The organism is Arthrobacter sp. NPDC056886 (assembly GCF_042788715.1).
GTDB lineage: Bacteria > Actinomycetota > Actinomycetes > Actinomycetales > Micrococcaceae > Arthrobacter.
Window position 1 is genome coordinate 22,026 of record NZ_JBHUBT010000018.1, and the last position, 13,017, is coordinate 35,042.

11 protein-coding genes are annotated in these 13,017 nt (G+C 66.1%); all 11 read right to left on the reverse strand.

All coding sequences use genetic code 11. The annotated features are described in order from the left end of the window. Positions 1 to 16: 16 nt before the first annotated feature. Positions 17 to 1,510 (reverse strand): CoA-acylating methylmalonate-semialdehyde dehydrogenase, encoded by a 1,494-nt coding sequence (locus tag ACFRJ8_RS22335; protein ID WP_377988552.1) that lies wholly within the window; start codon positions 1,508 to 1,510, stop codon positions 17 to 19. 2 nt (positions 1,511 to 1,512) lie between these two features. After that, positions 1,513 to 2,538, reverse strand: coding sequence for a Gfo/Idh/MocA family protein (locus ACFRJ8_RS22340; protein WP_377988553.1), 1,026 nt, complete (start codon positions 2,536 to 2,538; stop codon positions 1,513 to 1,515). Further along, positions 2,535 to 3,422 carry a sugar phosphate isomerase/epimerase family protein gene (locus ACFRJ8_RS22345; RefSeq protein WP_377988554.1) on the reverse strand — a complete coding sequence of 296 codons (888 nt, stop codon included), beginning with the start codon at positions 3,420 to 3,422 and terminating at the stop codon, positions 2,535 to 2,537. Before ACFRJ8_RS22345 ends, ACFRJ8_RS22340 begins: the two co-directional genes overlap by 4 nt. Beyond that, positions 3,419 to 4,204, reverse strand: a complete 786-nt coding sequence (locus tag ACFRJ8_RS22350) for an SDR family oxidoreductase (protein ID WP_377988555.1) — start codon at positions 4,202 to 4,204, stop codon at positions 3,419 to 3,421. The genes ACFRJ8_RS22345 and ACFRJ8_RS22350 overlap by 4 nt, the downstream gene beginning before the upstream one ends. A gap of 3 nt (positions 4,205 to 4,207) precedes the next feature. Continuing rightward, on the reverse strand, positions 4,208 to 5,221 hold the full coding sequence (gene iolG / locus ACFRJ8_RS22355) for an inositol 2-dehydrogenase (RefSeq protein ID WP_377988556.1): 1,014 nt from the start codon (positions 5,219 to 5,221) through the stop codon (positions 4,208 to 4,210). A 66-nt stretch (positions 5,222 to 5,287) separates the two neighbouring features. Continuing rightward, entirely contained in the window at positions 5,288 to 6,220 is a 933-nt protein-coding gene (locus tag ACFRJ8_RS22360) for a hydroxyacid dehydrogenase (protein WP_377988557.1), read from the reverse strand. An 80-nt stretch (positions 6,221 to 6,300) separates the two neighbouring features. Continuing rightward, positions 6,301 to 7,290 carry a LacI family DNA-binding transcriptional regulator gene (locus tag ACFRJ8_RS22365; RefSeq protein WP_377988558.1) on the reverse strand — a complete coding sequence of 330 codons (990 nt, stop codon included), beginning with the start codon at positions 7,288 to 7,290 and terminating at the stop codon, positions 6,301 to 6,303. 41 nt (positions 7,291 to 7,331) lie between these two features. Then, positions 7,332 to 8,543 carry a Gfo/Idh/MocA family protein gene (locus ACFRJ8_RS22370; RefSeq protein WP_377988559.1) on the reverse strand — a complete coding sequence of 404 codons (1,212 nt, stop codon included), beginning with the start codon at positions 8,541 to 8,543 and terminating at the stop codon, positions 7,332 to 7,334. A 29-nt stretch (positions 8,544 to 8,572) separates the two neighbouring features. Continuing rightward, positions 8,573 to 9,361: an HpcH/HpaI aldolase/citrate lyase family protein gene (locus ACFRJ8_RS22375; protein ID WP_377988560.1), complete on the reverse strand. Its 789-nt coding sequence runs from the start codon at positions 9,359 to 9,361 to the stop codon at positions 8,573 to 8,575. Continuing rightward, complete coding sequence (gene iolD, locus ACFRJ8_RS22380) at positions 9,358 to 11,307, reverse strand: 3D-(3,5/4)-trihydroxycyclohexane-1,2-dione acylhydrolase (decyclizing) (protein WP_377988561.1); 1,950 nt, start codon at positions 11,305 to 11,307, stop codon at positions 9,358 to 9,360. Before iolD ends, ACFRJ8_RS22375 begins: the two co-directional genes overlap by 4 nt. A gap of 24 nt (positions 11,308 to 11,331) precedes the next feature. After that, complete coding sequence (locus tag ACFRJ8_RS22385; RefSeq protein WP_377988562.1) at positions 11,332 to 12,762, reverse strand: aldehyde dehydrogenase family protein; 1,431 nt, start codon at positions 12,760 to 12,762, stop codon at positions 11,332 to 11,334. Between the last annotated feature and the right edge of the window lie 255 nt (positions 12,763 to 13,017).

A 13,017-nucleotide genomic window follows, 5' to 3' on the forward strand; every position in this document is an offset into this window, starting at 1 on the left:
TGCAGGGCCCCGACCGCTAGTTGGAGGGGAAGTTGTACGAGGCGCCCGACGCATGGTCCGCCTCGGGCCAGCGGGAGGTGACCACCTTGCCGCGGGTGTAGAAGGAGACGCCTTCCGGGCCGTAGATGTGCTTGTCGCCGAACAGCGAGGCCTTCCAGCCGCCGAAGGAGTAGTAGGCCACCGGCACGGGCAGCGGGACGTTGATGCCGATCATGCCCACGTCCACCGACCGCTGGAATTTCCGGGCCGCGGCGCCGGAAGACGTGAAGATCGCGGTGCCGTTGCCGTAGGGGTTGGCATTGATCAGCTTGATGCCCTCCTCTAGGTCCTCCACCCGGACCACCACCAGGACGGGGCCGAAGATTTCCTCGGTGTAGGCGGTCATTTCGGTCTTGACATGGTCGATCACGGTGGGGCCGACCCAGAAGCCCTCCTCGTGGCCGGGGACCACGAGGTCGCGGCCGTCCACCACCATCGCCGCGCCTGCGGCTTCCGCTTCGGCGATGGTCTTGACAATGAATTCCCGTGAATCCGTGCTGATGACCGGACCCATGTCGGCATCCGGTTCCGTGCCGTTCTTGACCTTGACGGCCAGGGCGCGCTCTTCGACCTTCTTGACCAGCAGGTCCGCGGCATCACCGACGGCGACGGCGACCGAGATGGCCATGCACCGTTGGCCGGCCGAGCCGAAGGCGGCGGCGGCGAGGTGGTCAGCAGCGTTGTCGAGATCGGCGTCGGGCAGCACGATCGCATGGTTCTTCGCGCCGCCCAGGGCCTGGACCCGCTTCCCGTGAGCCGTGGCCACTTCAAGGATGTGCTTTGCAACAGGGGTGGATCCCACGAAGGAGATGCCGTCCACGTCGGGGTGGTTCAGCAGGCCCGAGACAACCTCACGGTCGCCGTGCAGGACCTGGAACACGCCGTCGGGCAGTCCTGCCTGCTTCCAGAGCCTGGCCAGCAGCATCGCTGCTGACGGAACCCGGTGGGAGGGTTTGAGGATGAAGGCGTTGCCGGTGGCGATCGCCATCGGCGCCATCCACAGCGGCACCATGACGGGGAAGTTGAACGGGGTGATGCCGGCGACGACGCCGAGCGGCTCGCGGAAGGAGAAGACATCGATGCCGGTGGAGACCTGGTCCGAGTAGTCGCCCTTGAGCAGCTGCGGGATGCCGCAGGCGAACTCGATGACTTCCAGGCCGCGGCCGATCTCGCCCTTGGCGTCGGAGAGGACCTTGCCGTGCTCGGCCGTGATCAGTTCGGCGAGTTCGTCCACGTGGGAGGCGACGAGTTCGCGGAACTTGAACAGCACGGCGGTGCGCTTGGCCAGGGAGGTGTCGCCCCAGGAATCGGCGGCGGCACGGGCGGCGGCGACGGTCGCGTCCAGGTCGGCCCGGTTGGCCAGCCGCAGCTCCGCGGAGACGGCGCCGGTGGCGGGGTTGTAGACGGGCTTCGTGTCGGTCCCGCTACCTGTTGCCTCGGCTCCGCTGATGAAGTGGTTGATGACGGTCATGGTTATTGCTCCTGAAGTAGGTGGTGTTCGACGGCGTGCACCGGTTCGACGTTCCGGGGCAGGCCTGTGGCGAGGGATTCGTGGATGGCGAGACGGACGGCCAGGTTCTGCTCTGTGAGTTCCCGATGCACGACCTCGTGCCCGGAGCTGCGCGCCCACACGCTGAACCGTTCGATTTCGACCTTGAACGGGTCTTCGGAGACATCGAAGATCTCGGTGCTGCCGTCCCGGAGCGAAACGGTCACCCGTGCCGCGACTCCGGGGTCCGGGTCGAACGCCTGGTCGAGCGTGATGTGCCCCTTGGTGCCGATGACCTGGAAGGTGTTCGTCCGGGGTCCTTCGAAACCGCAATCCACGGTTCCAATGACGCCGTCGTAGTCAAGGATCGCGGCGACGGTGGTCTCCACGGGATCCGTAGGGCTCGTTCCTTTGGCGTAGACGCTCACGGGGGCCCGCCCCATGACCATGTTCATGATGTCGATGGCGTAGCACCCGACGTCATTGACGGCACCGCCCTCAAGACCTGCCTGCAGCCGGACCTCGCCCGGGCTGCGGTCCATGACGAAGTGGAATCGGGCATGCATGGAGACCAGATCGCCGATCCGGCCCGCGTCCATGAACTCACGGACTTTCTGGTGCTGCGGGTGGAACCGGTACATGAAGGCTTCCATCAGGCTCACGCCGTTCCGCTCGCAGGCCTCGACCACGCGGGCGTAGTCTTCAAGGCTTCCGACCAGTGGCTTCTCGCAAAGGATGTCCTTGCCGGCTTCGGCTGCTGCGACGATCCATTCAGCATGGAGACCGTTGGGGAAGGGGAGGTAGACGGCCTCGATGCTCGGATCAGCCAGCAGCTCTTCGTGTGAGGCGTAGGCGGCCGGGATGTCAAAGCGGGCGGCGACGTCGGCGGCGCGCCCGTTGGGGCTGCTGATCGCCGAGATGACCGCGTTGCGGGCCTTATGCATCGCCGGCAGGAACCGGTCCTGGGCGATACGGGCGGTGGTGAGGACGCCCCAGCGCACCGCGCTCATGTGGTGAGCCCGGCTTCAAGGTCCCGGAGGAACGCCACGGACTGCCGGACGTCCGCCACGGGGCCTTCGCCGGCAGGTTCGGTTTCCAGGATGGTGTCTTGTTCCATCGTGAACCAGCCGCCGTACCCTGCTTCCAGGAGGTTCCGGACGATGCCAGCGATGCCGACGTCGCCCTGTCCGAGCGGGACGTACATTCCGGTCTTGACCCCGTCGGTGTAGGAGATTTCACCGTTTTGAACCCGTTCGGCGACGGCCCTGCGCACGTCTTTGAGGTGGGTGTGGCCGATACGTGAGGCGTAGTCCCGGGCGAGTTGTCCGGGGTCCGTGCCGCCGATGAGGAGGTGGCCGGTGTCCAGGCACAGGTTCGCGGCCGTGTCGTTCAGGACACGGTTGACGTCGGACGTTGTCTCGATCATGGTTCCCACGTGTGGGTGCACGACGGCCTGGATACCCTGGTCCGCGGCCGCCTTGACGATGGTGTCAAGGTTCCGGCCAAACAGGTTCCAGCCCTCGGCATCGAGCTCGTGGCGCTGGTCGTAGCCGGCGACGCCGGTTTCGGCGGCCAGGACCATGATGCTGGCACCGGCCGCCTGATAGGCATCCAGTTCTGCTGAAACGGCCTTGATCGGGTCCTTGGCGGGGTCGTGCAGGATGATGGGGAAGAAGCCTCCGATGGCCTGCAGGTTGTGCCGTTTGAGGACTTCCGCGCGTTCGGTTGCCTGTTCGGGCAGGAAGCCTGCCGGGCCGAATTCGGTGGCGGTGATGCCCAGTGCGGTCATCTCGGACAGGACGCGGTCTGCTTCCAGTTGGTGCCCCCACCCGGGGACTTCGCACACGCCCCAGGAAATGGGGGCGGCGGCAAGGCGGCTGGTGATGGTGCTCAATCTGATCCTCCGATGACGTTTTGATCCCAGTCGATGACCGAGCCGGTGACGACTCCGCTCCTGCTGGAGAGGAGAAAGACTACAAATTCGGCGATCTCGTCCACTTGTCCGAGCTTGCCCATGGGCACAGAGGCGTTGGCTTTTTCGAGCCAGTCGTCGTCTGCGCCGTGAAACTTCCGTTGGGTCTCGGCTTCGCCGTCGGTGGCGGTCCAGCCGATGTCCAGGCCGTTGATGCGGATCTTGTCCCAGCGATGGGCATGTGCCGCGTTCCGGGTTGCGCCGGCCAGCCCCGCCTTCGCCGCGACGTAGGGCGCCAGGTAGGGCTGGCCCCCGAGCTCGGCGATAGAGATGACGTTCACGATGTTCCCGGGAGCTCCGCGTTCCCGGAGGTGCTTGATCGTTTCGGCCATGATGAAGAACGGCGACTTCAGATTGACGGCGATGTGCTCGTCGAACAGCTCCGGGGTGGTGTCCAGCATGGTTCCGCGGGTGGTCAGGCCGGCGGCGTTCACGGCGCAGTCGATCCGGCCGAACACGGAGATGGTCTCCAGCACCGAGGCCCTCGCCTGTTCCACGTCTGCCAAGTCGGTCTTGATGAAGCGGGCCGCAACGCCGGACTTCGTCAGCTCGCCGGCCAATTTTTCGCCAGCATCGGCGTTGCGTCCGGTCACTGCGACTCCGGCGGCCCCCTCGGCTGCCGCCCGGCGGGCAATTCCGGCACCCAGACCCTGGGTCCCGCCGCTGACCAGGACCACCTTGTCATTGAGAAGTGGACTGTTCATTCGTTACTCCCCGCCGATTTTGACGGCACGGCCGGACCTGGCGGACTCTTCGGCCGCGTTGGCCAGGACGAGGGCCATCACGCCGTCGTCGAAGCCGGGGCTGCACGCGGTACCTCCGCGGATGGACTGCACGAAGCTGTCCAGTTCGTTGCGGTAAGCCTGGGCGTAACGTTCCAGGAAGAACGGCAGGTAGGCATCGGACTCTTCGGTGCCTCCTGCGCTGTACTTGCGCACCGTGGTCGGAGTCATGTTGCCGGCCGTCAGCAGACCGTCGCTGCCGAACGCTTCCAGCCGCTGGTCGTGGCCATAGGCGCTGTGGCGGGAATTGGTGATCGTGATGAGCTCGCCTCCGCGTCCGCGCAGGCTGATGACGACAGAATCGAAATCTCCGGCTTCTTCGATGTAGTCGCAGAAGAGGTTCGAGCCGGTGGCCGAAACTTCGATGATGTCCGGGACAAAGAACCGGGCCATGTCGAGGTCGTGGATGCTCTGGTCCCGGAAGATCCCGCCGGATGTCGCGATGTACGCCTTCGGCGCGGGGGCGGGGTCCCGGCTGATGATGGTGAGCTGTTCCAGGCGTCCGATTTCGCCGGCCTCAACCCGTGCCCGAATGGCGGCGAAGTTCGGGTCGAAGCGACGGTTGAATCCGAGCATGAGCGGGGTCTTGGTGCCGCGGATCTGGTCCCGGCACGCGCGGACGCGGTCGATGTCCAGATCGATGGGCTTTTCGCACAGGGCGGCGACGCCGGCAGCAACGGCCCTGGAGATCAGGTCGACATGGGTGTTCGTCGGCGAACCGATGATGATGGCGTCCAGATCCTGGTTGGCGAAGACCTCGTCAGCGGTTTCGACGGCCTGTGCCCCGGTGGTGGCGGCGAGTGCCTGTGCGCCCTTGATAAACGGGTCGGCGATCCATGCCAATTCCAGGTCCGGGTGGTCAGCAATGTTCCGGGCGTGGACCTGGCCGATGCGGCCGGATCCGAAGAGTGCAACCTTGAGGGGGCGGTCAGCGGACATGGGTGGGGGTCCTTTCTAGATTTCCGCGGGCGGATTCGGCAGCGGTTGGTTGATGGTGATGGATCGTCATGGTGCGGCCACCGCCGCGGGGGTGCGGCCGGCCAGGACGTCGACGGCGCCCTTGGCGGCATCGCGGACGGTGTGGATCATCCCCTGTCGGGTGAACCCCATCAGGTGGGGGGTGAGGACAACGTTCCCGTGGTCAAAGACGGGATGGTGTGCCGGGGGTTCGGGATCAAACACGTCCAGTCCGAGACCGGCCAGATGCCCGCTGAGAAGCGCATCGTGGGCGGCGTCCAGGTCAACGAGCCCGCCCCTGCTGCAGTTGATGAGGACGGCCCCGGACGGCATCAGTGCGATGCGCTCAGCGTTGATGAGGTTGTGGTTTTCCGGTGTCAGGGGCACGTGCAGGGTGACGAAATCACTCCGGCCCAGCAGGTCCTCCACTGTCTCGCAGCGGATCCCAGCCGGGACCTCGGCGAACGGGTCAAAGGCCAGGACATTGAGGTCAAAGGCATCGGCGATTCGGGCGACGCGGCGTCCGATGCGGCCGTATCCGATGATGCCCAGGGTGTATCCCTCGAGGTCACCGACGTTCACAGCAGACCGGTCCTCCCAGCGGCCGTCCCTGACCAGGGACGTCAGCGTCGGGAGCCGCTTGACGAGTGCGAGGAGATGGGCGAAGACGCCTTCGGCGACGGATGCGGTGTTGCTCCCGGGGGTGATTACCACCGGGATGCCGCGGCGGTTGGCCTCCGCGACGTCGACGAGGTCGGTACCGACTCCGGTCCTGGCGATCACCTTCAGGGCGGGCATGCGGTCGAGGAGTTCACGGTCCACCCGGTAGGCGGCGCGGACTATTGCGGCGTCGGCCCGGGCGAGATCTTCGTCCGTGGGGTGATGGATCATTTGCTGGTGCGGTGCCAGGACCGGTTCGACCAGACCGGTCTCCACGCTGCCAAGAGCTACGACTATTTGGGGTGCGGTTATCGGGGCCATCGTCATCCTTGAAGATGTGAGTGTGCACTCCGGCCAGGGCTAGAAAGCCCCGCGGGTGCGACAAAATGGGTGTGAGGTGGTTAGAAGCCGAGCAGGCTGGACTTGCGGATGACCAGCTCGGGGACGATGGGCTGGTGGACGAAGCCTCCGCCAAAGTCGTGGTCCTGGATGCGCTGCAGGAGCGTTGTCGCCCCGGCGACGCCGATTCTCGAGCTGTCAGGATCGACAGTGGTCAGCCCGAGTCTGGGCATGGCGCCGAGGGAGATATTGTCGTAGCCGGTGATCGCGACCTGAAGTCCGCGTTCATCGGCTGCAGTCATGGCTCCAAGGGCGGCCAGATCATTGATGCAAGCCAAGGCAGAGGGGCGCAGCCGGCCTGACCCGCCGAGCGCCCGATGGGCGGCAACGTACCCGGACTCCTGGGAGAAGTCGGCGTCGACAACGTGGATGTTTCGTCCGAGTCCGTGGCTTTCCATGGCGGCGGTGTAGCCGCTGACACGCGCAGCCCCGACGGAACCGCCCAGCCCGCCCAGATGTGCGATGCGTTCGTGGCCCAGTCCGACCAGATGGTCCACCACCATGGAGATGCCGTAGGCGTCGTCGCTCCGGACGACGTCGGCTGTGTCGATGTAGTCCGGGCCTCCTCCGGCGAACACGACGGCTCCTCCCGAGACAACGCGGCTGAACGGCGCCTTGTCCGGGACGGTTCCGATCACGAGGAGGCCGGCGACCCGGAGATCGCGGAAGGCCTGGAGGATGGACAGGTCCACTCCCCCGCCAGACGCCGCCGACGCCGTGACCGCGCTGAAGAGCACGGTGTGTCCGGCCTCTTCCAGAACCGGCCGGGCGGCGTCGACGACGTCAAAGGCCCACGGGTTGTGCAGGTCGCTGACCAGCACGCCGATTGTGCCGTTGCTGCGGGTTGCGAGCGACCTGGCAGCCGTGTTGAGCTCGTAGCCCAACTCCTCCACAACTTCCAGCACCCGCTGGCGGCGTTCGGCGCTGACCCGGGGAGAGTCACGCAGAACGAGTGAAACCAAGGACTTTGATACGCCGGCGCGTTCGGCCACGTCCAAGATCGTTGGCCGCCGAGCGGATGCAGTTGCCATGGTCAGACCCGCGCCGCAGTGGTGCCGTGGATTTCCTCGATCTTCTGCCATTGTCCGGACAGCGAGGAAGCTTCGGCGGCGCTGACGATCGCGGCCGCGGAGGCAGCATCATGGATGTTGGAGTTCTCCTGGGCGCCTCCCGCAATGGCGACGAGGAACTTTTTCGCCTCGATGATCTTGAGGTCATCGAAGCCCATGCTGTTGCCAGGTCCGGGCTGGAAGTGGGCGTAGTCGCCGTAACGGGGGCTGGCGTTGACGGTGGTGTAGCCCTGTTCGTCGTTGCTGCGTCCCAGGCATACCTTGAGCTCGTTCATGCGCTCGAAGTCCCATTTGAGCGAGCCTTCGGTTCCGTAGACTTCGATCTGGTAGCCGCATTCGGGGCCCACGGCGACGCGGGACGACTCGATGGTGCCGACGGCTCCTGCGCCGCGGGCGGACGGGCCGAAGCGGACCAACGCTGCTGCGTAGTCCTCATTTTCAACCTCTCCCATTTCCCCGTTTTCGATCACTGCGAAGTGCGTTGCCGAGCCCATGGCGAGCTTTGGCCGCTGCGTGTAGACGGTACTGGTGAGCGCAGTGACCTCGGCGATGGGTCCGACTACATATTGGCACAGGTCGGTGGCGTGGCTGAACAGATCGGCCAGCACGCCGGTGCCGGCGAGTTTCCGGTCGAACCGCCAGGAAAGGGCCCCGTTGGGCTCGGAGGCGTACCCGGAGAAGAACACGGCGCGGACGTTGGTCACCCGGCCCAGGCGCCCCGAGGCGACGAGCTCGCGTGCGTGCTCCACCGCGGGCGCGTGCCGGTAGTTGTAGCCGATGGTGGTCAGCACTCCTGCCTCCACTGCAGCTTCCTGCACGGCTGCTGTTTCTTCGTAGCCGCGTCCCACCGGCTTCTCGATCCAAAAGTGCTTCCCGGCTTTGGCGGCGGCGATGCCGATCTCGGCATGGAGGAAGTTGGGTGCGCAGATGGAGACGACGTCGACGTCGGGATGGTTGAGCACATCGTGGTAGTCGGCGGTTCCCTCGGCGTAGCCGAGAACGTCACGGGCAAAGTCGACCCTGCTGGGTTCGGTGTCGGCGGCGATGACGAGCTTTGTCTTCAGGCCGAGCTCGGGATAAACGTACGGTACGGCTTGGTAGGCGCGCGAGTGGAGCTTTCCCATCCATCCGACGCTGATGAGGCCGACGCCGATGGTGCGAGTTTCTGGGCTCACGTTGTTGCCTTTCTTCTTGGTGTTGGTAGTCAGTTGCGGGCGGTGGCGAAGGCATCGCGGAACGCCGCCGCCATGATCGTCGAGTCGGAGCCGATGGCGACGAACCGGAAGCCCTGGCGGACATACTTGGCAGCCCCAGGTCCGTCCACGGCCAGGATTCCTGCCGCCTTGTTGTGCAGCTGCGCCGCGGAGACGACGCGCTGCAGGGCCTCCTGGAAGACATTGCTGTCCAGTTGCAGCGGGACACCCAGGGCGAAGGAGAGATCCAGCGGGCCGACGAAGAGGACGTCGACGCCGTCCTGCGCGGCGATCTCTTCGACGGACTCCAGTGCCTCCAGGGTTTCGATCTGGATGATTCCGAGTGCTTCCTGGCCCGGTTGGGTGAGGGTCCGGCGGTCCATGCCCCAGCGGCAGGCGCGGTTGTAGGTGGCCACGCCGCGGTCTCCGCGGGGCGGATACAGCAGGTGCCGGACCGATTCCGTGGCCTGTTCCACGGTGTTCAGCCGGGGAACCATGATCCCGGCCGCGCCCTGGTCCAGGACGCGCCCGATGCGGATGCGTTCGCCGGATTCGACCCGGACGATCGTCGGGACGCCGTAGCTTCCGGCCGCGACTACGCCGTCCCGGACCGCGTCTTCACCGCCGGCGCCGTGTTCAAGATCGATCAGCACCCAGTCGGCGCCTGCCGCTGCGCAGACTTCGGCGGCGGCGGCCGATGCCATGCCCACGAAGGTCCCGACCGTGACTTCGCCTTCGGAAAGACGCCGGCGCAGCTGCCCTGCATTCAGTGGCCCTGCGTTCAGTGGTTTGTTGCTCATCCGAACCACCGCTGGCGGCCCCGGGCCTGCTCGTATTCGGCGCGGAGGGTGTTGACCCATTCCTGGCCGGACACCTCCGCGGGAGCAACGTCCCACCAGACGTCACCGCCGGGCAGGTCCACGTGAGGCACGGTGGGGACCACGATGACGACCTGGCCCTGGGTGTCCCTGGTCGAGGACAGGGCCTCGCGGACCTCGGCGGCCGTGGTGGCCCGGAGGGCCAGGGCACCCAGGCCTTCGGCGATCTGGCGGAGATCCACCTTGAGGTAGTCGCCGTCGAGCCTGGCCTTGGGGGCGTCCTCTGCTGCGACGCTGCCGCCGGTGGTGCGATAGCGGAATTCGTTCCCGAACTCCCGTCCGCTGCGGTTCATCTGCAGCCGGTGGATGACCTGGTATCCGTGGTTTTCGGAGACGATGACGGTGACGTTCAGGCCTTCCTGGGCTGCGGTGAGGATTTCCGTGGGTGCCATCAGGAAGGTCCCGTCGCCGATGAAGGTGACAACGCGGTTCTCGTTGTTGCCTTCGGCCAGCCGGACGCCCATGCCTGCGGCGATCTCGTAGCCCATGCAGGAGAAGCCGAACTCCAGGTGGCAGTGCCGGTTCCCGGTCGCGTCCCACACCTTCTGCAGGTCACCCGGGGGCCCGCCGGCCGCCGCGATCACGGTGTCGCCGGAACGGGCATGTTCCTGCATCAGCCCGATCAGCTGCGGCTGGGTGAGCACTGCCTCGGTCACCGGCGCATGCGGGTGGTCCTCGGCGTTGTAGGCGGTGTCGGCGTCCAGCCACTGTGTCCGGATGGGGGCCCAGCGGGCTTTCTCGGTCTGGACTGTGTCCTGCCAGTAATCGGCGGTGCTGTGTCCTTCCAGCGCCTGGGCCAGGGCCTCGAGTCCGAGCCGGGCATCTGCGAGGATTCCGGTGGCACCTTGCTTGCGGGTATCGGCGTCCACAACGTTCAGGGCCGCGAATTTGACGTTGGCGTTTTCAAAGATGGACTGTGAGCCGGTGGCAAAGTCGGTAAGGCGTGTTCCGACGCTGAGGACAAGATCGGCCTGCTTGACCAGGGCGTTGGACGCGAAGTTGCCTTCGAGTCCGACGCCGCCCACCTGCCACCATTCGTCTTTCGTGACGGCACCCTTGCCGCCGAACGTCTCGACCACCGGGATGCCTACCTGGCCGGCCAAGTGCTCAAGGGCCGCGTGGGCATCGGAGTAGTGGATGCCGCCACCGGCGATAATCACCGGCCGGTCCGCGGACCGGATCAGCTCGGCCACGTCCTCGATTTCGGCCGGGTCAGGAAGCGGGCGCCGGATCTTCCAGTCCCGCGGGGCGAAGAATTCGGCCGGGAAATCGTAGGCGTGGGACTGCACATCCTGGGGCAGGGACAAAACGACGGCACCGGTATCTGTGGGGCTCGTCAAGACACGCATGGCCTGCGGCAGTGCGGTCAGGAGCTGCTCGGGACGGGTGATGCGGTCAAAGAACCGGGAGACGGGACGGAAGGCGTCGTTGACGGTGGCGTCCGCCTCGGTCGGGTGCTCGAGCTGCTGCAGGACGGGGCCCTGATGGCGGGTGGCATACGTGTCGCCGGGCAGGAGCAGGAGCGGGACCCGGTTGACGGTTGCCAGTCCCGCCGCGGTGACCAGGTTCAGGGCGCCGGGACCGATGGAGGCTGTTACGGCCAGGACGGCCTGGCGGCGGCTCGCCTTGGCGTATGCGGTCGAAATATGTGCCATGTACTGTTCGTGGCGGCCCTGGATGAAGGGCATGTCATCGGCCAGCTCGTCGAAGGCTTGGCCCAGGCCGGCGACGTTGCCGTGCCCGAAGATTCCCAGGGCGGCGGGGACGAGGCGGCGCCGGACGCCGTCGGCGACGGAGTGTTGGACGGACAGGTACTTGACGACCGCCTGGGCGGTGGTCAGTCGGATGGTCTGCGGGTTAGTGGTCATTGCCTTATTCCAGTAGTCGGGGGTTTACCAGGGGCGTCCGTGCAGAATGACCGTTTTTTCTTCGGTCATTTCCTGCACTGCGGAGCGGACGCCTTCCTTGCCGACGCCGCTGCCTTTGAGTCCTCCATAGGGCATGAGGTCGGCACGCCACAGGGGCGTCCAGTTGATGTGGATATTTCCGGCGTCGATCTGTCGCATCGCCTGGATGCTTCCCGCGATGTCCTTCGTGAAGATCCCGGCGCCGAGCCCGTAGTCGTTGTCGTTGGCCAAGGCGATCGCCGATTCGATGTCATGGGCGGAGGAGACGGCCACGGCGGGTCCGAAGAGTTCGTTACGGCTCAGCGGAGAGCGCGGGTCAACGCCGGCGACGACGGCGGGAGTCACCACGGCGCCGTGGCGGTCGCCACCGGTGAGAACCCGGGCGCCGGAATGGCGGGCCTCGGTGATCGAGGCGTGGACACGAGAGGCTTCCTCCTCGGAGATCAGCGAGCCAAGTCTGGTGTCGTCTTCCTTGGGGTTGCCCACGGCGATCGCCTCGACCTTCGGGACGAGCGCGTCCAGGAAGTCAGCCTCGACACGGCGGTCGACGATGACCCGCTGCACCGAGATGCAGACCTGGCCGGCGTTGATGAAACCTCCGGCTGCCACGGCACTGGCGGCAAGTTCGATGTCCGCGTCCGGCAGGATGATGACCGGGCACGAGGCCCCCAGTTCGAGGGACAGCTTCTTCACGCCGGCAATGTTGCTGATGCGGGTGCCGGTGCCGGTGGACCCGGTGAATGACACTTTCCGCACCCGCGGATCGGTGACCAGCACATCGCCCAGGGTGCTGCCGGGGCCGGTCAGGACAGACAGCGCCTCCGGCGGCAGGCCGGCGTCGACGAAGCACTGGGCCAGCTTCAAAGCGGTCAGCGGGGTCGCGCGGGCCGGCTTCAGCACCACGGCATTGCCCGCCGCCAATGCCGGGGCGATCTTGTGCAGCACCAGCAACGCGGGGTAATTGAACGGCGTGATGGCCACGACGATGCCGCACGGTTGCCGGAGGGTGAAACCGATCTTGTCCAGGCCGGTGCCGGCGTTGGCGTCCAGGGGAAGGGTGGAACCGTACAGCTGGCTTCCTTCGTAGGCGGCCAGGCGGATGATGTTGCCGGAGCGGCTGGCCTCGCCCCGGGCTTCGGTGATGGGCTTCCCGGTTTCCGCACTGATGGTCTGTGCAATGTCCTCGGCACGTTCATCGGCCAAGGCTGCCGCCCGCAGGAGGATGTCCACCCTTTCGTGTGCCGGCGTGGACCGCTGCAGGTGGGCGCCGATCTCGGCGCGGTCGAGGGCGGCCTTGGCATCCTCGACTGTGGCGACGGGGACCGTGTCAATGGTCCGGCCGTCGAAGGGGGACCGGACTTCCTCGGTCCGGCCGTCGGCGGCACCGCGCCAGGTTCCGGCGATTAGCATGTGCATGGTTACTCCATCTGGGTAGAAGGGCGGCATCCGATTCCCACGGGAATTGGGGTCAAACCGTTCCGCTTGTGAAATTTGATCTGTGGTTATCCGGCGCGGCGCCGGATCAGAGGGCTGACGCCGTCAGCGTGCTCTGTGGAGGCCGCGGCTTTCCTGATCGACGTCGGCCACTTCGCCTTGGACTTCCTTGACGATGTCGCCGTGGCCGCCGAGTTGTTCGAGTTCGTGGGCGAGTTCGGCGAGTTCGGCGCCGCC

Excerpts from the sequence above, each read along its gene's own strand:
- ACFRJ8_RS22350 (WP_377988555.1), bottom strand. The coding sequence starts at position 4,204 with ATGAACAGTCCACTTCTCAATGACAAGGTGGTCCTGGTCAGCGGCGGG.
- ACFRJ8_RS22340 (WP_377988553.1), bottom strand. The coding sequence starts at position 2,538 with ATGAGCGCGGTGCGCTGGGGCGTCCTCACCACCGCCCGTATCGCCCAG.
- ACFRJ8_RS22360 (WP_377988557.1), bottom strand. The coding sequence starts at position 6,220 with ATGGCCCCGATAACCGCACCCCAAATAGTCGTAGCTCTTGGCAGCGTG.
- ACFRJ8_RS22335 (WP_377988552.1), bottom strand. The coding sequence starts at position 1,510 with ATGACCGTCATCAACCACTTCATCAGCGGAGCCGAGGCAACAGGTAGC.
- ACFRJ8_RS22385 (WP_377988562.1), bottom strand. The coding sequence starts at position 12,762 with ATGCACATGCTAATCGCCGGAACCTGGCGCGGTGCCGCCGACGGCCGG.
- ACFRJ8_RS22375 (WP_377988560.1), bottom strand. The coding sequence starts at position 9,361 with ATGAGCAACAAACCACTGAACGCAGGGCCACTGAATGCAGGGCAGCTG.
- iolG (WP_377988556.1), bottom strand. The coding sequence starts at position 5,221 with ATGTCCGCTGACCGCCCCCTCAAGGTTGCACTCTTCGGATCCGGCCGC.
- iolD (WP_377988561.1), bottom strand. The coding sequence starts at position 11,307 with ATGACCACTAACCCGCAGACCATCCGACTGACCACCGCCCAGGCGGTC.